Raw genomic sequence first — 17,038 nt, 5'->3', positions numbered from 1 at the left:
CCCTTCACCCTAATGCCCTGACGCACCTAAAGACCCTGTCGAAACTTCTTAAAACCAGTTGTTCTTTTGATCCCTGTTCCTCAACTCCTCCGCGCGACGGCCATCATGCCGCCGGTCTTACCGTAATTTTCATATAGGCCCCGAACGGCGCCGGCAGTATTTCCAGAAGCCGTCCCGCGCCCATCCGGTTTGCGGCAATGGCCACTTGCGCAAGGGCGCTCTGGCGTTTGCGAAACTCCGCATCCTCTTCCAGCCGATCCAGCATGCGCCGCATAATTGCACGGTCAAAGGTCGCCGCATAGCGTTTTTCTCGGCAGTAGCGAGATAACTCTGACGCCTTGATAAAGTTCAGAGATTTCCAAAGCCCGTGGGCATCGAGCCGCTCCTCAAGCTGGCGGATCCTGGACCCGAAAACGCGCTCGGTGAATGACTTTCCGAACAGTATCGGCAGGGCGAAATGCGACTCGTAAGGAATATTATAGTTCGGGCAAAGGATCACCAGCGCGCCGCCCGGCTTCAGCATGGAGAGGCAGATATCGATCCCCCGCCGCCAGTCGTCGAGATGCTCGAACACATTGACCGAGAAGATCAGATCGAACGTCCCGGGGCTTTGCATATCCTCGATGCGCTGGCGCATAATGGTGACGTTGTCATAGCTGTTCTCAATCGCGGCGAGACTTTCCGCAAACTGCGCGAAACCCGGCCCGATCGGCTCGACACCGGTGAAGGACAGCGTCCTGAACTCCTCCGCAAGCCGCGTCAGCAGCACGCCCGCGCCGCAGCCGACTTCGAGCACGGCGGCGCCCGCATCAAGAGACGCGAGACAGGGCGAGATTTCCCGCGCGCCGAATGCCGCTTCCGCCAGCAGGCGGGCCGCCTGCTGCTCGTCCCTGAAAGGCAACTCTCGCCGGACCGTCTCCACTCTCACCCCCTCCTCGATGCCCGGTAGACCACCTTGTCCAGCAGGATAAAGAGCGGAATAACGAGACACAGAAATGAAATCAGCGCCGCCCATTCGGGCCCGATCTGAAGCCCCTGCACCAGATAGACGACAAGCCCCATATGGCTGACGTAAACCAGCCCGTAAACCGCCACATACAGCGCTGCGGATTTGAAGATCGGGCTTTCATCCTGCCAGGACCAGTATTTATTGACGAGATACCCCCACGCCATCCCGAGGGCGTAACAGATGGTGATCGCGACCGGATAGGGAACGGACAGCTTGAGCAGGAGCAGGTAGAGGCAGTAGCCGATCACATTGGCAAGCACGCCGCTGATGGAGAAGCGCCACGCCTTGCTCCACAGGCTCGAGACAAACTCAAGACTCATTGCACAAGCTCCGCCAGCCCGATGCCGGTTTTGCCGTAGCTGTTACCGTTATAGAGCATATAGACCTGACCCGCGTGCCGGAAGACGAACGGATATTCGATCATCTCGCTGTCCCAGCCGGCGGCGGAGACGTCAATCCCCGGATCGCCGGGCGGCATGGTCCAGCCATCCCCCGTCTTGCGGCTGTGGCCGATGCGATAGGGCGTGCCGTCGCCGGAGCGATAGGAAAACCACATATCTTCCGCGCCGTCCGGCCCGACGAGGACGGTCGGGCGCGAGAAGGCCTGCGCAACGCCAAGGGCAAAAGGAATGGCGTCGCCGGCATCCGCCCATTCATGCCCGTTCGCGGATACCGCGCGGCGAAGGACATGCAGCATTTCGCCGTTGCCCGCATCCCAGTTGTTGTCATAGGTCACGCCGTACCACATCTCATAGCCGCCCGATGTCATGGCCTGCACCCAGGGATAGGAGAGGCTGATCCCGTTGAAATGGTCGGCGGGGATAAAGGCGGTTTCCTCGGCAAGGGAGAGGGTGTAATCGTCATGCACGATCAGCCGTCCGATATCGCCGCGCCAATGGGCATCCGGCGGGTTCTGCCAGCCCATGAACACCAGATAGGTGACATTGCCAACGCGATAGCAATTGCCGATGCTGACGCCGTCCGCATAGAAGCTGCCGGGCGGCCCGGCGCTGAAAAAGGGCGCGTGGTATTCCTCGATCACCTCACGCCGCATGATATCAAAATCAAACGCGCCGACGGCGGAGCGATTGCCCGCATCGCGGCCGTTGAAAAAAATCCGGTAGACATCGCCCGACATGTGAACGGGCAGCGGATTGGCGGCATGGCTCAGGAGCTCCGGATGTCCGCCCGCTGGCGTAAAAATCCGCCCAAGTTTGTTCCATTTGTGCCCGGACATGTCATATGCCTCGCAACTTGCTGCTTGGCAATCGGGCGCGCGCCGTCCGCTCGGAGATATAGACGCCCTCGGGCTCGACATCGCCGAGGATGAGCGCGTTTGCGCCAATCACCGATTTCTCGCCGATGCTGATGCCGTCGCGCAAGGTGCAGTTGACACCGAGAAAGCATTGCTCGCCCACCGTCACGCCGCCCGAGACGACAACATGCGAGGCAATGAAGCAGTGGCTTTCGATCGTCGAATGATGACCGATGTGATTGCCGCTCCAGAGCGTAACGTTATCGCCGATGGTGACGAAGGGCTGGATGGTATTGTCCTCGAGAATAAAGCAGTTCCGGCCGATCCGCCCGTCATTCAGCACCGTCGCCCTCGGACTGACATAGCTCACAAGGTCATAGCCGAGCGCTGTCGCCGCCTCGAACCGTTCGCGGCGGAGAATATTGAGCTTGGTGTAGCTGAGCGCGACGAAAAAGGCGTGGTCCTTGGGCGGATAGAGTTTTTCCACCCCGCCAAACGGCACCAGCGGGCGGCCGCAGAAGCTGTCTTCCTTCTGATACTCGGCGTCCACGCAGAAGGCCGTGACCTCAAAATCGGTATCGCGATCAAAGTAGAATTGCGCCAGCTCGGCAATCTGGCTGTTCCCGAAAATGACCAGTTTCTGTTTCATCATGACCTCACCAGCAGAGTAAACTCATACAGATCGTAATCATGAAGCAACGCCACGTTACGTGAATAGGTCCGTTTGCAGTGATCGAACAGGAAGCACGGATCGGCGTAGTAGAGATGATCCGCCTTGCGATCTTCATCGGAATAGGACGTCAGGCAGTTGAACGCGAAACCCTGCGTTGAATGTTGCGCCATTATATCGAGCGTGCGGAGGATATAGGCAAGCCATTCATCGGGGTCGGTGCCGAGGGAGACGTTGAATATGCCGCTTGCCACGGCGAAATCCGTCGCGACATCGGGCTCGGCGCCCTGGATGAAGCGCGCCCGCGGCTCATCGGCGAACCGTGCGCGCGCCGCTTTCACCATCGCGTCGGAGAGATCCAGACCGAGAAACTCGAACGCGGTTTCCGGGGGGAAGCGCTGCTGCAGGAATTCGAGGAAGGCGCCATACCCGCAGCCGTAATCGGTGATCGAGAACCGGTTCTTTGTCTGCGGCGCATCGAGGATCAGCCGCGACAGCTCTGCGAAACGAAGAAACTGGCCTTCGCGGTCCTTCCAGTCGACCCCTTTCGCGGTCGTGCCGAACTCTTCCAGCTTGCGGCTGTAGTAGGTGGCGACGTCACTGTGAATTCTGGAGTTACGATCTGTCATAGACCTGCCGGTAGATTGCGTTGGGACGTTGTTTTACTTCGGAATACACTTTGCCAAGATAGAGGCCGAGAACGCCCAGCCCGAAAAGATTAAGCCCGCCGAAAAAGCAGATCGCGACAATAGTCGACGGCCAACCCTCTGCGAGATTGCCAAAAAGATGCTGAATTATAATCCATATTGCCAATATACCGGAAAGGATGGCGATAATGAGGCCAAGAATACACATAAGCTTCAGGGGAACAGTACTGAAGCATATGATATGGTGCAGGAAAAGAGACAGCTTTCGGCCAAGATTATAATTCGTCTCGCCCCGTGAAAGCTTGTGGACTTCTATGCTTTTCTGGTTGAAGCCGGTAATCGCCCAGAGCCCGGCGATAAAGAATTCGCGCTCTTCATGCAGCATCAGCGCATCGACATAGCGCCGCCGCATCAGCCGCGCCGTCACCAGGTTCTTCGGGATTTCCGCTTCGGAGAGATAGCTGAAAATCTTGAAAAAGAGCATCCCGCTCACGCGTTCGAACCATTTTCCCTTTCGCCTGTCCTGCACGCCGAAGACGACATCTATCGTCTTCACGCCGCTCTCGCGCGTGATCTCCTCGTGGAACATGGCGAGCCATTCGGGCTGCTCCTCCAGATCGGAATCGAGCAGGAAAATATACTCGCCCGACGCATAGGCGAGGCCGGCCATCATCGCCTTGTGGTGACCGAAATTGCGCGAGAGATCGAGAACCTTGACCCGCGGATCGCTTTCGTGCAGCGCGACGGCGCGCGCGAGGCTGTCATCGGGCGAGCCGTCATTGACCAAAATGATCTCGAAATCATCGCCATAGAGGCTCTCTGCCGCCGTCACGCAGCGGGCATAAAACTCATCGATGAACGAGGAACTTCTGTAGAGCGTCGCAACAATCGATAGTTTCATTTGATAACCTGCTTCATATAGCGTGGCGCCTCCCTGCCCGTGTTCGCGATCAGATCGATAACGCTTACCTTATGCTCGAACTCGCCCCAGAGCTGTTCATATTCGGGATAGCCGGAATAGTCGAACCACTCGACCCCGACCCCCTCCGACTCGAACCATGCTTCATCAAGATACCCTTTTGCAAGCGGCCTGGAAACATACATATCGGCATTCAGCTGCCGGCAGATACCAAGCAGTCGTCCGCTCATCCCCTCATTGAGTTCAAAATCGGACGAGGAATATAGTTTTGTTTCGATGCCCAGAAAATCGCAGATGCGCCGCGTGATATTCTCATTGATATCAGAAAGATACTCGGGCACTTCCGCCTCGAAGAACGGGCCGATCAGATCGGCCAGCACGTTGAAATGCTTCGCCTTGTTATAATTGGCTTCGATGGCGCGCCAGTGTTTTTTCGTCCAGCCCGTGCCGTCGATCACCGTCTCGTTGATCTTCTGATAATATCTGTTCTTTGTCAGCACCGGGACAGTCAGCCATTGCAGCCCTTGCGGCGTTTTTATCCGGTTTCGATTTCGCCAGTCCCGCTTGGTGAACTGGACATCATCATAAAGCACAAAGCAATCAACCGACGCTATGAGGTCGAAATATCCCTTCCATGGGAGATAATTTGACTGAACGATTGCGACGCGCATTTTAATAGGCCTTTCAGAATCCGTTAATCAATACATGGCCCTGAAGCACCTGCCGGGAATGGTGGTGCTACTCATACCGCAAACGAAACAGAACCGTCATCCGTATGGGCATATATATATCCTCGCAATCCAATAGACAGACGGCACCCGCATAAGTATACAATGCAGCATGTCAAAAATATGTTCTGACACAGTTGACCTGCTGCATGCCGGGGTGTTGTATACATACCGGTCTGAAAAATATCGAAAATAATAATAAGAAGACAAAAATGCATTCAACGCAGTCTCTTCGGCCCGTTCTTCCCATTCTGATCGGCGCGGCCGTAATGCTCACCTTGAGCTTTGGCATGCGGCAGAGCTTCGGCCTGTTCATGCCCTCCCTGACCAGCGATATCGCCGTCAGCATTACCGACTTCACGCTGGCCATCGCCATGCAGAACCTCGTCTGGGGCATTTGCCAGCCGTTCGCGGGCATGTTTGCCGATCGCTGGGGCTATCGGCCCGTCATGGTGGCGGGCGCATTCTCCTACGTTATCGGCATGATCCTGATGGCCACCGCAGAGGGGACGATCGCGGTTCTGCTCGGCGCTGGCATCTGCGTCGGGATCGCGATGGCCTGCGCATCCTTTGCGATGGCGATGGCGCTCACGGCGCGGCTTGTACCGCCTGCGATCCGCAGCACGGCGCTCGGCATCATGTCGGCCGTCGGATCGGCCGGGATCATGTTTATCGCGCCGATCGGGCAGTATCTCGAAGCCAGCTTCGACTGGCGGATCGGCTTTCTCGGCTTCGTCGTCGTCGCCCTGCTGATCGTGCCGGCCGCCTGGATCGCCGGCCGCGTCGACAAGGAAGTGCCGCTCGTCCCCGCCGCCGACACCGCTGACTCCCTGTCCGCCGGGGCCGCCGCCCGCGTCGCCTTCCGCCACCCGCCGTTCGTGATGATGGCGCTCGCCTATTTCGTCTGCGGCATGCAGCTCGTCTTTATCACGACGCATCTGCCGTCCTATCTGGTGATCTGCGGGCTCGATCCGATGCTCGGTGCCTCGGCAATCGGCATCATCGGCGGTTTCAACATCCTCGGCAGCCTGTTCTTCGGCTGGGCCGGGCAAAGATGGTCGAAGCAGGGGCTGCTCGGCCTGATTTATATCGCCCGCTCCTTCACTCTCGCGGTTTATTTCATCCTGCCGCCGACCGCGACGACGACGATCATTTTCGCCGCCGTCATGGGCTTCTTCTGGCTCGGTGTGTCGCCGCTGGTAGCGGGATCGGTGGTTGAGATGTTCGGCCTGCGCTGGCAGGCGATGATCCAGGGCTTCGCCTTCTTCAGCCATCAGATAGGCAGCTTCTTCGGCGCCTTCGGCGGCGGCTGGCTGTTCGACAAGCTGGGGTCCTACGACCTTGCGCTGCAGCTCGGCGTCGGGATCGGGATCACGGCCGGGGTGTGCCAGATCCTGTTTGCCTTCTATTACCCGCCGCACCGACCAAAGCTGGCGTGACGGGCGCCGCATCGACCGGCGGCTAGACGCCGCCATGGGACATATCGGGGTTGGCGATCGGCAGGTCGCCAACCTCGCCCAGCGTCTCCTCATCGCGATGGAAAAGGTGCCCGCTTTGCATATAGCGGACCAGCAGATGCGCGAGCGACGTCAGGGAATCGATATGCGTGCGCTCATAGCCATGCGATGAATCGAGCGCGAAGCAGACCAGCGCCGTGCGAATATCGTTGCCCGCCTCCACCGCTGCCGCGGCGTCGCTGCGATAATAGCGAAAGACATCGCGGCTGTGGGTGATGTTGTGCGTCTTGCAAAGATTGATCAGGCTGCGCGTCAGCTGCCGGTCGAACGGCCCGGACGAATCCTGCATCGAGATTGTCACGCCATATTCGGAAGTATATTGCTGCGGCGCGATGGTGCCGTTGTCGATGGAGACAAGCTCCGCCACATCGCCATGCAGGACATGTGATGCCCCGACACCCACCTCTTCGGAAATGGTGAACAGCAGGTGACAGTCGATGGGCAGCACCGCCCCGGTCTCGACAATCGACTTTGCCGCCGCGAGCACGGCCGCCACCCCCGCTTTGTCATCGAGATGGCGTGAGCAGATGAAGCCGGTGTCCGTGAGTTCCGGCATCGGATCGATCGAAATGGTATCGCCGACATTGATCCCGAGCGCCACGCTATCGGCGGCGGAGGAGACTTTTTCATCCAGCCGAAGTTCGAGATTGGTCCAGGCGATCGGCTGCGTGTCCACTTCTTCGTTATAGGTGTGGCCCGAGGCCTTGAGCGGCAAAATCGTGCCGCGGAACCGGCGCTCATCCGCATAGACCGTCACCCGCGCCCCCTCGGCGAAGCGGGCGGACCAGGTGCCGATGGGGACAAGCTGAAGGCGGCCGTTGTCATAGAAGCCTTTCACCATCGCGCCGAGCGTATCGAGATGCGAGACGATCGCGCGGTCGGGCGATGATTTCGCGCCCTTCAGATCGGCGCGCACGGCGCCGCGGCGGGTCAGCTCAAAGGGAATGTCGAGATCCGCCAGATGCTGACAGAGATAGCCGACGATTTCATCGGTCATCCCGGACGGACTCGGAATGTGCAGCAGTTCTTTCAGGGTTGTCATCAGGAAGGCGTGGTCAATTTTCAACTTGTCAGTCATTTTTCTCCGCTTCTCTATTTCTTGCGGTGGCTTTCCGCAGTCTGCGGAAACAGCAGATCGACAAAGCGCTCCGCCGTCGGCTGCGGATGGTGGTTGGCGAGCCCCGGGCGCTCATTCGCCTCGATCACCACATAGTCCGGCGCATCAGGCGCCGTCACGACGAAGTCCATGCCGACAACCGGAATATCAAGCGTCCGGGCCGCACGAATGGCGGCGTCGCGCAATTCGTCATGCAGGATATCGGTGACGTCGTGAATGGTGCCACCGGTATGCAGATTGGCCGTGCGGCGAACCATCAGCATCTCTCCTTCGGCGAGGACATCGGTGAGGCTGTGCCCCGCGGCGCGAACGCAGCGGGATGTCTCCTCATCCATCGGGATGCTGCTCTCGCCGCTGGTGGCGGCCGAGCGGCGGCGGGAGAGTTTTTCGATCAGCTCGCGAATTGTCGTCTCACCGTCGCCTTTGATCGAGGGCGGCCGCCGGATCGCCGCGGCGACGACCTCACCATCGATCACGACGATCCGCAGATCCTGCCCTTCGATAAATTCTTCAAGAATGACGGCATCGCAGATCGCGCCGGCACTCCGGATTGCGGCCTTGACGTCCTCTTCGCTGCGAAGGTCAACGGCAACGCCCTGCCCCTGCTCGCCGCGCGCGGGCTTGACGACAACGCGACCATGGCGCGCGCAGAAGTCGGCACGGACCGCATCGCTCGTGACCGTGACCTGCGCGGGCAGCTTCAGCCCGGCGCGCTCGAGCAGTCGATAGGTCAGGCGCTTGTCATCGCACCGGCTGAGCGCCACCGCCGAGGTGAGATCGCTCAGCGACTCCCGGCAGCAGATCGCGCGCCCGCCATGCGTCAGCCGGAACAGCCCGGCCTCCGCATCCTCAACCTCGACCTGAATGCCGCGCCGTCTCGCCTCGTTGACGATGATCTTTGCATAGACGTTAAGCTCCGCATCTTCGGCCGGGCCGATATAGAGCTTCTCATTGATCGGATTTTTCCGCTTGATTGAATAGACGGGGATCTGTTCGAAGCCGAGCTTGTGATAGAGCGCGATCGCTTCATGATTGTCGTGCATGACGGAGAGATCCATAAAGCTGCGTCCGGCGCTTGCGCGCGAGGCGGCGAGCGCCCGCACCAGTGCCTCCCCCACCTTCGGATAGGGCGCCTGCGGATCGACGGCGAGCGCCCAGAGGCTGGAGCCGTTGTCGGGGTCCTGCATGGCCGTTTTGTGATCCACCGACATGACGACGCCGATGATGTCGTGATTGCCGGTCAGATCCTCCGCAACCAGCACTTCCACGGCATCGTCGATCTGGTCGGGGCTGAAGTAATTCTCCCGCACCGGCACCATGGAGCGGCTGAGATAGAGGCTGTTCACCGCCTTTTCGTCCCCCGCCCTGGCGTTGCGAATGGTGAACGGGTGCGGCGGCGAGAGGTCGGTGTCAAAGCTGCTGAAATCGAGCCGGAAGGTGTGGGACGGATCGAGGAACAGAAGCTGCGGCGCATGCGCGAGGATGACATGTGGCTCGCGCACATAGATCGCGATATCGCGCTCGCTCTCGCTCTCGCACGCAAGCTCCTGCGCCAGCGTCTCCCCGTCATCGAAGGTCTGGCCGAAGAGCAGCCGGCCCCAGCCGCAATCGACGGCCCTGTTGTTCCCGATGGAGTCGGCATTGAAGCTGTCGGGCAGGTCGCCCCAGTTTTTCAAAGACGCCTGCGAATCCCGCATGGAGATATCCGGACCCGTGTCTTTTGTTGTCGGCATCGCCTTATCCTCTTATAAGCCGTTGGTTTGCAGCCAGAGTTCCAGCGTGGCGAGCTGCCAGAGCTTGGAGCCTTGCAACGGGGTGATATGCGCGGTCGGGTCGGCGAGAAGCGTCTCGACATAGTCGCCGCGGAACAGGCCGCGCTCGCGCGCCGTTCGCGATTGCAGCGTGTCGCGGACGAGGGTGAGATAGTCGCCGTCCACATATTTCAGGGCCGGGACCGGGAAATAGCCCTTTGGCCGGTCGATGACCGCTTCGGGAATGATCTCGCGCGCGACGTCCTTCAGGATGCCCTTGCCACCGCCGGCAAGCTTGTGACGGGAAGGGATTTTCGCCGCAAGCTCGACAAGCTCATGATCGAGGAACGGCACCCGCGCTTCGAGCCCCCAGGCCATGGTCATATTATCGACCCGCTTCACCGGATCATCGACCAGCATGACGTTGGTATCGAGATCGAGCGCCTTCTCCACCGGAGAGGTGCTTTTATTCGCTGCGAAATAGGCTTTCACGAACTCGTGGCTGTAATTCTCGCCGATATAGTCGGGCGTGATCGCCTCGGCATAGCCCGCATGGTCGCGATCGAAAAAGACCTCTGCATAGCTCGCGAGGGGATCATTCGTTTTCTCAAGCGGCGGATACCAGTGATAGCCGGCGAATATCTCGTCCGCCCCCTGCCCGCTCTGGACCACGCGAACATGTTTGGAGACCTCTTCGGAGAGGAGATAGAACCCGACATTGTCATAGCTCACCATCGGCTCGGACATCGCCGCAATCGTTTTGGGGAGCGCCGCAAGCAGCCGATCAGCGCCGACCATCGTCTTATAGTGATCGGTGCCGAAATGCCGCGCAATCAGATCGGAATATTGGAACTCATCGCCCCGTTCGCCATGCGCGGGCTCAAACCCGACCGAAAAACTTTTAAGGCCGGTCTGCCCCGCCTCCGCCAGCAGGCCGACGATCAGGCTGGAATCCACGCCGCCGGAAAGCAGCACACCCACCGGCACATCGGCAATCATCCGCCGGTCAACGGCACGGCGGAGCGTCGCCAGAAGCTCGCTGCGCCACTCCTCGACGGGGAGCTCTTCCTCTTCGGGCGTGCGGGCGAAATCAAGCTGCCAGTAGCGCCGGTCGGTTTCGCTGCCGTCGCGCTCCACGACACGGATTGTGGCGGGCGGAAGTTTGCGCACCCCCTTCAGGATCGTGTGGGGCGGCGGCACCACGGCGTGGAAGGTCATGTAATAATGCAGCGCTGCCGGATCGATGGTGGTATCGACCTCCCCCGCCGCAAGAAGCGCGGGCAGGCTCGATGCGAAGCGAAGGCGCTGGTTCTGGGCGCCCCGCGCGAGATAGAGTGGCTTGATGCCGAGCCGGTCGCGGGCGAGGATGAGACGGCCGCTGTCGCGCTCCTGGATCGCGAAGGCGAACATGCCCTGGAAGCGCGTGACGCAGTCGAGACCCCAATGCGCATATGCTTTGAGAACGACTTCGGTATCGCCCTCGGAATGGAACTTGTATCCCTTCCGCTCCAACTCCCGGCGCAGATCGCGAAAATTGTAGATGCAGCCGTTAAAAGCGATGGAAAGGCCGAGCTCGACATCGACCATCGGCTGATGCGATCGCTCGGAAAGATCGATGATCTTGAGCCGGCGATGGCCAAGCGCCGTATGCCCGAAAAGATAGGCACCGGCCGCATCGGGCCCGCGCGGCGACATTGTCTGCATCATCCGGTTGATTGCTGCAAGGGAGACGGGAGTGTCATCAAAAGTGATCTCGCCGCAAATTCCACACATAACCTTGTCCTGTATTGCGGGCGCGCCGAACAGTGGCCGCCCTCGTTACCTCTCACATAAAAAGTGACCGGCGACAGCTCTCATGTTGCCCCGGCCACCTTTAAGTTCAGATCATCGCGTCGATGATTATTCCATCTTGTCGGAGCCGACGGCGTTATCCCAGGCTTCCTTTACCGAGGCCCAGGCATCGGCAATTCCGGCTTTCATTTCATCCCAGGTGCTGTCGCTTCCCTCCTGCATGGCGCCGAAATGTTCACCCAGCGTGTTGCGCTGCGTTCTCAGTTCGCGAAGGTCGGCGGACATCTCCTTGCGCTCGTCTTCCGACATATTCGCCCAGTTATTTCGGGCGTCGGACTCGAGCTGGAAAATCTCCTCATCAAGCTGAGCGAGCGTATCCCTGATGCTGTCAACTGCCTCGTCGCGCTGATCGACGGAATAGTCGGAAATCGCATCAAAGGCTTTTGAGATCTTTTCCTGCACCTGTTCAACGGAAACATCGCGCTCCATCGTTGTCGTACCCGTCGTGGTCTGCGCGGCAACGGTAACGGCAAGCGGCGGCGCAAGTGCGAGCGTTGCTGCAACCGTGCCGACAGTCATTGCTTTTATGATCTTCATCTCTTTCTCCTTCGCTTGAAGCGGATTTCCGGGGGCGGATTACTTGAAATGGGTCGTCGCCCGATCGACAGCATCGCCAAGATCTCTCCAGGCGTTTTCCATGCCGATTTTCATCTCTTCCCAGGCGCTGTCACTGGCGTGGTTGAAATCATCGAGACGACGTTCCGCCCGGCGTTGCTGTTCGCGCAACTGCTCGATTTCTTCGTGATACCTGGCGCGCGTCTCCGCACTGGCGACATCCGCCTTGGCACGCAGCCGATTGATCTGGGCATCCCATTTGTCGAGCTGCATCCGTAAGTTGCCTTCAAACTCTCGCTTGTCCATTTTAATGCTCCTTTCCATAACCGTAGCCATTGGAGCCGAGGGATGGTGGCGGACAACACCCGGGCATCATTGCCCGAAATCGCGCCCCGCCGGACTTCGTCAAAAGCGGCCTTTTATCCGGCAGCCCTGACGCCCTTGCTTCAGTCCATCCCATTGTGCAGAGATGCCGGAGCGCCGCATTAACATGGTTTAATGTCCCGGATGATTTTTTACTTTTCGCCGTAAGCTCTTGTTACGAAATATATAACAGGCGTAACTTATTATATCGCGCGGCGCGCGGCGAGCCGCTCCCCGGGGGAGGGCAGCGATTGATCGAGAAAGGCGCGGTCATATCCGCTGCGCTCGCTGAGCGTCTCCTGATCGATGATTTTCAGATGCCGCGTCTTCGGGTCGAGCTCGATCATCCGGTCGCTCCGCAGTTTGCGAAGCGTGCGATTGACATGCACGATGCTGAGGCCGAGCGTATCGGCAAGCACCTCCTGCGTCAGCGGAAGGACATAGTCGCTGCGCCCCGCCTTGTCGACGAGCTGCAGCCGGTGCAGCAGTTCCAACAGCAGATGGCCGAGACGCTCATACGCGTTGCGGCGGCCGAGGCGGACAATCTGCTCCATCAGGATGGCCTGCTCGCGCGCCCGTGACCAGGTGAGCGCGTGGGAGAGGTTGCTTGACTGCTCGCATATCTCGGCGATCCGATCGGCGGGGGTGCGATGCACCCGGATCGGCGTCAGCGCCTGAACCGAATCATCGGAGAGGTCAAAAAGGCTTTCCTGAAAGCCGAAAATGTCACCGGGAAGAAGAAAGGAAATAATCTGCCGCCCGCCGTTCGGCACGATTTTATAGCGGATCGCCCAGCCCGATTGCAGCAGGTAGGCGCTGGAGTTTTTCTCGGCCTCGTGAATGACATCCTCATTCTCATCGAAGGTCATGCAGTCCCGCGTCAGCGCTTCGAGGGTTTGCATCTCCGCCGCAGACAGCGCCACGTGCGATGAGAATTTCGTAATGAATATGTCGGCATTACTGGTGTGTTTTTCACCCATTGTCGGCATGCGCCCCGGCTGTTTTTTAAATTCAAAAGTTCTGATGAATAATATCGGTGACGGAATTGTCAAAATTGTGATCAGGCATAACCTATGTAAATGCAGCGCGCTAGGATGTTGCGCACCATTCCCCTGCCATGAAGAAGATCGGGATTGTTGCTGTGGGCCATACAGGGGATGCCATCGCCGGGAAAGCCGCCTTGAGCATAGTCGAAAGTCTTGCTCTCGCCCTTCTTGATCGCGCCGTGCTTGATGAAGGCGCCATGCTGGAACTGCTTGAAGATGCATCGGATTCTCACCGCTACGCAGTTGGCGTATCGCCCACAGTCGGGGAAGAGAACGAAACCGCGCGGCGAATCGACCGTTTGCTGCAGTCGATCCTCAGCCTCCATCGCCAGCGCAGCAATCGATCGCGTTCATATCTTAAACTTTCACAATTCCGGTCCGCCGGGGAAGGAGAACACCGCATGACTGATAATGTCTATTCTGTGACCGAACTTGTCGGCAGCTCGACGACTTCCATCGAGGACGCCATCGCGCAGGCCGTCGCCCGCGCCGCCAAAACCATCCGCAACCTGGACTGGTTTGAGACGCGGGAGATACGCGGCCACATCAAAGATGGAAAGATCGTGCACTACCAGGTAGTCCTTAAAATTGGCTTCCGTTACGACGATGCGGAGGCGTCATCGCGCCAGTAAGCGATGTTGTTTAACGCTTTCTCCCCTCGCCCGCGCGCCGCTGCGGTGGCCTGATCCGGCCGCAGGTATGCCCGCGCGGGCGGGCGCGAAGGCCAGGTTTTCCCGGCCGTTCTTCACCGGAATCTGCTCGATTTCCGCACCGGTTCCGCTGGCTGCCGGAACTTGCCCTTGCGCAAAGGAGCCGTTTTCCTTAATAAAGCCTTAATACTGGGAAATAAAAGCGCATGACGATGTATTATACATTCGACAGGGTGCTCGGCCACTGGGCCACACAGTCTCCCGATGCGCCGGCTCTGGCGGCGCCCCGCCAGCGTGATCTCAGCTATCGCGAACTCTATGATATCGTCAGCGAAAGCCGCGGATTTCTCGCCCGCAACGGGCTCGGACGCAACGACCGGATCGCGCTTGTCCATTCGGGCGGAGCGGAGATGGCGGCGGCCGCCCTCTCGATCGGCTCGAGCGCGACAATCGTGCCCTTCAACCCCGCGATGTCGGCAGGCGAATTTTATCTCCATTTCTATGACAAGAAGATCAGCGCCGTCGCACTTGAGCGGGATCTTGAAACGAGCGCGACGGAAGCGGCGGAGCGGCTCAACCTTCCGATCCTCGATATCCTGACCGATGATCCCTTGAGCGCGGGCCGGATACGCCTTGCCGGCGAGACAGGCCGCGCGCCCGTCCCGCCCGAGCCGCCGGACGGGGAAGACCAGTTTGTCGTCTTTATGACCTCCGGCACCACGAGCTACGGCAAGACGGTGCCGCTCTCCCACCGATCGATGCTGCCGCGGATCCGCAACATGGCCCGCATGATGGGCCTTCGCGCGAGTGACCGCGTCCTCAATATCATGCCGTTGTTTCACACCGGCGGGTTTTCCGCCGGGATGGTCACGACGCTTTATAGCGGCGGCGTTTTTTCCGCCGTCAAGGATAATGATGTCGACGCGCTGTTCCGCTCCCTTGCCGCGTTTCAGCCGACGGTGATTGCGGGCGGTTACACGGTCTTTCATTCGATCGAGCGCAAAGCCTCGGCCTACCCGCATGAGATCAATGCCGCAAAGGGGCGCCTTCGCATGCTGCGCACGGGCACCGGCCATCTCGATCAGAAGATTGCCCGCCGTCTTGAGCGGATTTTCGAGACGCCGATGCTTGAAGCCTATGGATCGGCGGAAACGAGTTTCATGGCCTGCACCGGTCTCCCGCCCGAGCCGCGAAAGGAAGGGAGCGTCGGCCGGCCGGACCGGGAGCGCGTCTTTATCATCGACAAAAATGGTGATCCGCTGCCGCCCTTCGAGAAAGGCGAGATCGCCGTCACGAAGGAAACGGCGTTTGACGGCTATGAAAATAATCCCGACGCCAACCGGGCGGCGTTTTCCGATAAATGGTATCACACGGGCGATGAGGGCTATTTCGATGAGGAGGGCTTTCTCTTCATCACCGGGCGAATAAAGGAAATGATCAATCGCGGCGGGATCAAGATCATCCCGACGGAGGTGGATCAGGCGATGCTCCGCCATGTTGCGGTCCGCGAGGCGGTCGCCTTCCCGATGCCGCACCCGACGCTTGGCGAGGACCTCGCCCTCGCCGTCGTGCCGGAGGATCAGCAGACAATCACTGAGCAGGCGCTCAAAACCTATCTGAAGGCGCATCTCACGCCAAACAAGATCCCCTCGCGCATCCTGATCGTGCAGAGGATCCCGAAAAGCGCAACAGGCAAGGCGCAGCGGCGCAAACTCGCCGAGTCGTTCAATCTTCTGGCCCCTGCAGGGGATACCCGCGAGGGGCCAGCGACGCCGGCCGCGCTTCCCGGCAACACGGCGTTGATCCGCAGAATCTGGCAGCAGACGCTTGGTCTCAACGAGATCGGGCTTGACGATAATTTCTTCGCCCTTGGCGGCGACTCGCTACAGGCTGTCGATCTGTTCATGCGCCTTGAGAGGGAGCTTGGCTGCCGATTGCCGCGCGATGTTCTCTTTCAGGCAGGGAGCGTGCGGGAAATGGCGGAACTGATCGGCGCGGGCGGGCGCGCGAGCTGCGTTGTCCCCACCCAGCCGAAAGGCAGCCGGCCGCCGCTCTTTTTCGTGCATCCGATCGGCGGCGAAGTGCTCGGATACCGGAAACTCGCCCGCTATCTGCATCCCGACCAGCCCTTCTACGGAATCCAGCAGTACCGGCAGGAGGATGGAAAGTCGCGCTTCTCATCGCTTGAGGAAATGGCGGAATATTACCTGCAGGAGATCCAGAGGACGCAGCCGGAAGGCCCCTATTATCTCGGCGGCCATTCCTTTGGCGGGCTCGTCGCCTATCGCATCGCCTGCAAACTGGCAAGCCAAGGCGAGCAAACGGCCTTTCTTGCGCTTCTCGACACCTACCTGCCGACGCCGCCGCGCTATGTCTCCCCCGCCCGGTGGCTGGCTGGGCATTATGAGAAATGGAAGGCGCTCCCGAAAGCGGAGAAGCGCGATTATCTCCTTGCGCGCGGCCGGAACATCGCCCGGGGCGGCCTTCGCAAGCTGCGGCTGAAGCTCCTCTCGCGAAGGGGCGGCGAGGCGCGTGGCCCTCGCGAGGATGCCAAGGCGCCGCTTCGCAATCAGGATATCAATGCGCTGAATGTCGGGGGGTTCCGGGCGGAAACCTATCAGGGCGATGCCGTTCTTTTTCGCACGGAACTGCCCGTCTCGTTCAATCCGGCTGTCCATGACGGCTGGCGCGATCTGATCTGCGGGAAGTTCGAGATCTGCGATCTTCCCGGCGGCCATGTGGAGATGATGGATGAGCCGGTCGTGCAGACGCTTGGCTCTCTGCTCTCGAAGCGCCTCGATGACGCGCAGCGCCGCTACGCGGCTCCCACAGATGTGCGCCGGGCAGGCGCCGGATCCTAGCGCCTCACTCATCCGTCCTGCAGACTGTGATTAATTTCGCAAAATGGTGCGCAGGCCATAGCTTTTTCAGGCGAACTTCTCCAGTATAGCGGCCGGGCG

Annotated in this window: 16 protein-coding genes; 3 read left to right on the top strand and 13 right to left on the bottom strand. The window is 59.6% G+C overall.

Annotated features, from left to right (window positions below; translation table 11 throughout):
• Positions 1–103 precede the first annotated feature (103 nt).
• From V7Z56_RS12570 to V7Z56_RS12540, 7 genes are read right to left on the bottom strand one after another with little or no spacing between them, the layout of a single operon-like run.
• The gene (locus V7Z56_RS12570; protein ID WP_334129850.1) at positions 104–928 is read right to left on the bottom strand and encodes a class I SAM-dependent methyltransferase; all 825 of its coding nucleotides are present in this window, start codon (positions 926–928) and stop codon (positions 104–106) included.
• The gene (locus tag V7Z56_RS12565; RefSeq protein ID WP_334129849.1) at positions 925–1,329 is read right to left on the bottom strand and encodes a GtrA family protein; all 405 of its coding nucleotides are present in this window, start codon (positions 1,327–1,329) and stop codon (positions 925–927) included. The genes V7Z56_RS12570 and V7Z56_RS12565 overlap by 4 nt, the downstream gene beginning before the upstream one ends.
• Positions 1,326–2,246 carry a hypothetical protein gene (locus tag V7Z56_RS12560; protein ID WP_334129848.1) on the bottom strand — a complete coding sequence of 307 codons (921 nt, stop codon included), beginning with the start codon at positions 2,244–2,246 and terminating at the stop codon, positions 1,326–1,328. Before V7Z56_RS12560 ends, V7Z56_RS12565 begins: the two co-directional genes overlap by 4 nt.
• 1 nt (position 2,247) lies before the next feature.
• Positions 2,248–2,913 carry an acetyltransferase gene (locus V7Z56_RS12555; protein ID WP_443023810.1) on the bottom strand — a complete coding sequence of 222 codons (666 nt, stop codon included), beginning with the start codon at positions 2,911–2,913 and terminating at the stop codon, positions 2,248–2,250.
• The gene (locus tag V7Z56_RS12550) at positions 2,913–3,563 is read right to left on the bottom strand and encodes a class I SAM-dependent methyltransferase (protein WP_334129846.1); all 651 of its coding nucleotides are present in this window, start codon (positions 3,561–3,563) and stop codon (positions 2,913–2,915) included. The genes V7Z56_RS12555 and V7Z56_RS12550 overlap by 1 nt, the downstream gene beginning before the upstream one ends.
• Positions 3,550–4,482 carry a glycosyltransferase family 2 protein gene (locus V7Z56_RS12545; RefSeq protein WP_334129845.1) on the bottom strand — a complete coding sequence of 311 codons (933 nt, stop codon included), beginning with the start codon at positions 4,480–4,482 and terminating at the stop codon, positions 3,550–3,552. Before V7Z56_RS12545 ends, V7Z56_RS12550 begins: the two co-directional genes overlap by 14 nt.
• Positions 4,479–5,171, bottom strand: coding sequence for a WbqC family protein (locus V7Z56_RS12540; RefSeq protein ID WP_334129844.1), 693 nt, complete (start codon positions 5,169–5,171; stop codon positions 4,479–4,481). The genes V7Z56_RS12545 and V7Z56_RS12540 overlap by 4 nt, the downstream gene beginning before the upstream one ends.
• 269 nt (positions 5,172–5,440) lie before the next feature.
• Between V7Z56_RS12540 and V7Z56_RS12535 the strand changes: the two genes are divergently transcribed.
• Entirely contained in the window at positions 5,441–6,667 is a 1,227-nt protein-coding gene (locus V7Z56_RS12535) for an MFS transporter (RefSeq protein ID WP_334129843.1), read from the top strand.
• A gap of 22 nt (positions 6,668–6,689) precedes the next feature.
• Here the strand turns inward: V7Z56_RS12535 and V7Z56_RS12530 are convergent, their stop codons facing one another.
• The 6 genes from V7Z56_RS12530 to V7Z56_RS12505 all read right to left on the bottom strand — a co-directional run bounded on the left by V7Z56_RS12530 (position 6,690) and on the right by V7Z56_RS12505 (position 13,362).
• Positions 6,690–7,823, bottom strand: a complete 1,134-nt coding sequence (locus V7Z56_RS12530; protein WP_334129842.1) for an osmoprotectant NAGGN system M42 family peptidase — start codon at positions 7,821–7,823, stop codon at positions 6,690–6,692.
• Between the two features lie 14 nt (positions 7,824–7,837).
• Positions 7,838–9,595, bottom strand: a complete 1,758-nt coding sequence (ngg, locus tag V7Z56_RS12525; RefSeq protein WP_334129841.1) for an N-acetylglutaminylglutamine synthetase — start codon at positions 9,593–9,595, stop codon at positions 7,838–7,840.
• A gap of 12 nt (positions 9,596–9,607) precedes the next feature.
• Positions 9,608–11,386, bottom strand: coding sequence for an N-acetylglutaminylglutamine amidotransferase (locus tag V7Z56_RS12520; RefSeq protein WP_334129840.1), 1,779 nt, complete (start codon positions 11,384–11,386; stop codon positions 9,608–9,610).
• 126 nt (positions 11,387–11,512) lie between these two features.
• Positions 11,513–12,001, bottom strand: coding sequence for a hypothetical protein (locus tag V7Z56_RS12515; protein WP_334129839.1), 489 nt, complete (start codon positions 11,999–12,001; stop codon positions 11,513–11,515).
• A 39-nt stretch (positions 12,002–12,040) separates the two neighbouring features.
• The gene (locus V7Z56_RS12510) at positions 12,041–12,325 is read right to left on the bottom strand and encodes a hypothetical protein (RefSeq protein ID WP_334129838.1); all 285 of its coding nucleotides are present in this window, start codon (positions 12,323–12,325) and stop codon (positions 12,041–12,043) included.
• Between the two features lie 260 nt (positions 12,326–12,585).
• Positions 12,586–13,362: a Crp/Fnr family transcriptional regulator gene (locus tag V7Z56_RS12505; RefSeq protein WP_334129837.1), complete on the bottom strand. Its 777-nt coding sequence runs from the start codon at positions 13,360–13,362 to the stop codon at positions 12,586–12,588.
• 467 nt (positions 13,363–13,829) lie between these two features.
• On the opposite strand from V7Z56_RS12505, the gene V7Z56_RS15715 reads away from it, so the two are divergent.
• Positions 13,830–14,060, top strand: a complete 231-nt coding sequence (locus V7Z56_RS15715; RefSeq protein ID WP_443023809.1) for a dodecin — start codon at positions 13,830–13,832, stop codon at positions 14,058–14,060.
• Positions 14,061–14,284: 224 nt separating this feature from the next.
• Positions 14,285–16,939 carry a non-ribosomal peptide synthetase gene (locus V7Z56_RS12495; RefSeq protein ID WP_334129835.1) on the top strand — a complete coding sequence of 885 codons (2,655 nt, stop codon included), beginning with the start codon at positions 14,285–14,287 and terminating at the stop codon, positions 16,937–16,939.
• Positions 16,940–17,038: the final 99 nt, after the last annotated feature.

Origin of the sequence: Sneathiella sp. (genome assembly GCF_036844445.1) — a bacterium.
Lineage (GTDB): Bacteria > Pseudomonadota > Alphaproteobacteria > Sneathiellales > Sneathiellaceae > Sneathiella.
This window is presented reverse-complemented; position numbering and strand designations above follow the sequence as displayed.

Excerpts from the sequence above, each read along its gene's own strand:
- V7Z56_RS12495 (WP_334129835.1), top strand. The coding sequence starts at position 14,285 with ATGACGATGTATTATACATTCGACAGGGTGCTCGGCCACTGGGCCACA.
- V7Z56_RS12540 (WP_334129844.1), bottom strand. The coding sequence starts at position 5,171 with ATGCGCGTCGCAATCGTTCAGTCAAATTATCTCCCATGGAAGGGATAT.
- V7Z56_RS12515 (WP_334129839.1), bottom strand. The coding sequence starts at position 12,001 with ATGAAGATCATAAAAGCAATGACTGTCGGCACGGTTGCAGCAACGCTC.
- V7Z56_RS12545 (WP_334129845.1), bottom strand. The coding sequence starts at position 4,482 with ATGAAACTATCGATTGTTGCGACGCTCTACAGAAGTTCCTCGTTCATC.
- V7Z56_RS12550 (WP_334129846.1), bottom strand. The coding sequence starts at position 3,563 with ATGACAGATCGTAACTCCAGAATTCACAGTGACGTCGCCACCTACTAC.
- ngg (WP_334129841.1), bottom strand. The coding sequence starts at position 9,595 with ATGCCGACAACAAAAGACACGGGTCCGGATATCTCCATGCGGGATTCG.
- V7Z56_RS12520 (WP_334129840.1), bottom strand. The coding sequence starts at position 11,386 with ATGTGTGGAATTTGCGGCGAGATCACTTTTGATGACACTCCCGTCTCC.
- V7Z56_RS12505 (WP_334129837.1), bottom strand. The coding sequence starts at position 13,362 with ATGGGTGAAAAACACACCAGTAATGCCGACATATTCATTACGAAATTC.
- V7Z56_RS12565 (WP_334129849.1), bottom strand. The coding sequence starts at position 1,329 with ATGAGTCTTGAGTTTGTCTCGAGCCTGTGGAGCAAGGCGTGGCGCTTC.
- V7Z56_RS12535 (WP_334129843.1), top strand. The coding sequence starts at position 5,441 with ATGCATTCAACGCAGTCTCTTCGGCCCGTTCTTCCCATTCTGATCGGC.
- V7Z56_RS12530 (WP_334129842.1), bottom strand. The coding sequence starts at position 7,823 with ATGACTGACAAGTTGAAAATTGACCACGCCTTCCTGATGACAACCCTG.
- V7Z56_RS15715 (WP_443023809.1), top strand. The coding sequence starts at position 13,830 with ATGACTGATAATGTCTATTCTGTGACCGAACTTGTCGGCAGCTCGACG.
- V7Z56_RS12555 (WP_443023810.1), bottom strand. The coding sequence starts at position 2,913 with ATGAAACAGAAACTGGTCATTTTCGGGAACAGCCAGATTGCCGAGCTG.
- V7Z56_RS12560 (WP_334129848.1), bottom strand. The coding sequence starts at position 2,246 with ATGTCCGGGCACAAATGGAACAAACTTGGGCGGATTTTTACGCCAGCG.
- V7Z56_RS12510 (WP_334129838.1), bottom strand. The coding sequence starts at position 12,325 with ATGGACAAGCGAGAGTTTGAAGGCAACTTACGGATGCAGCTCGACAAA.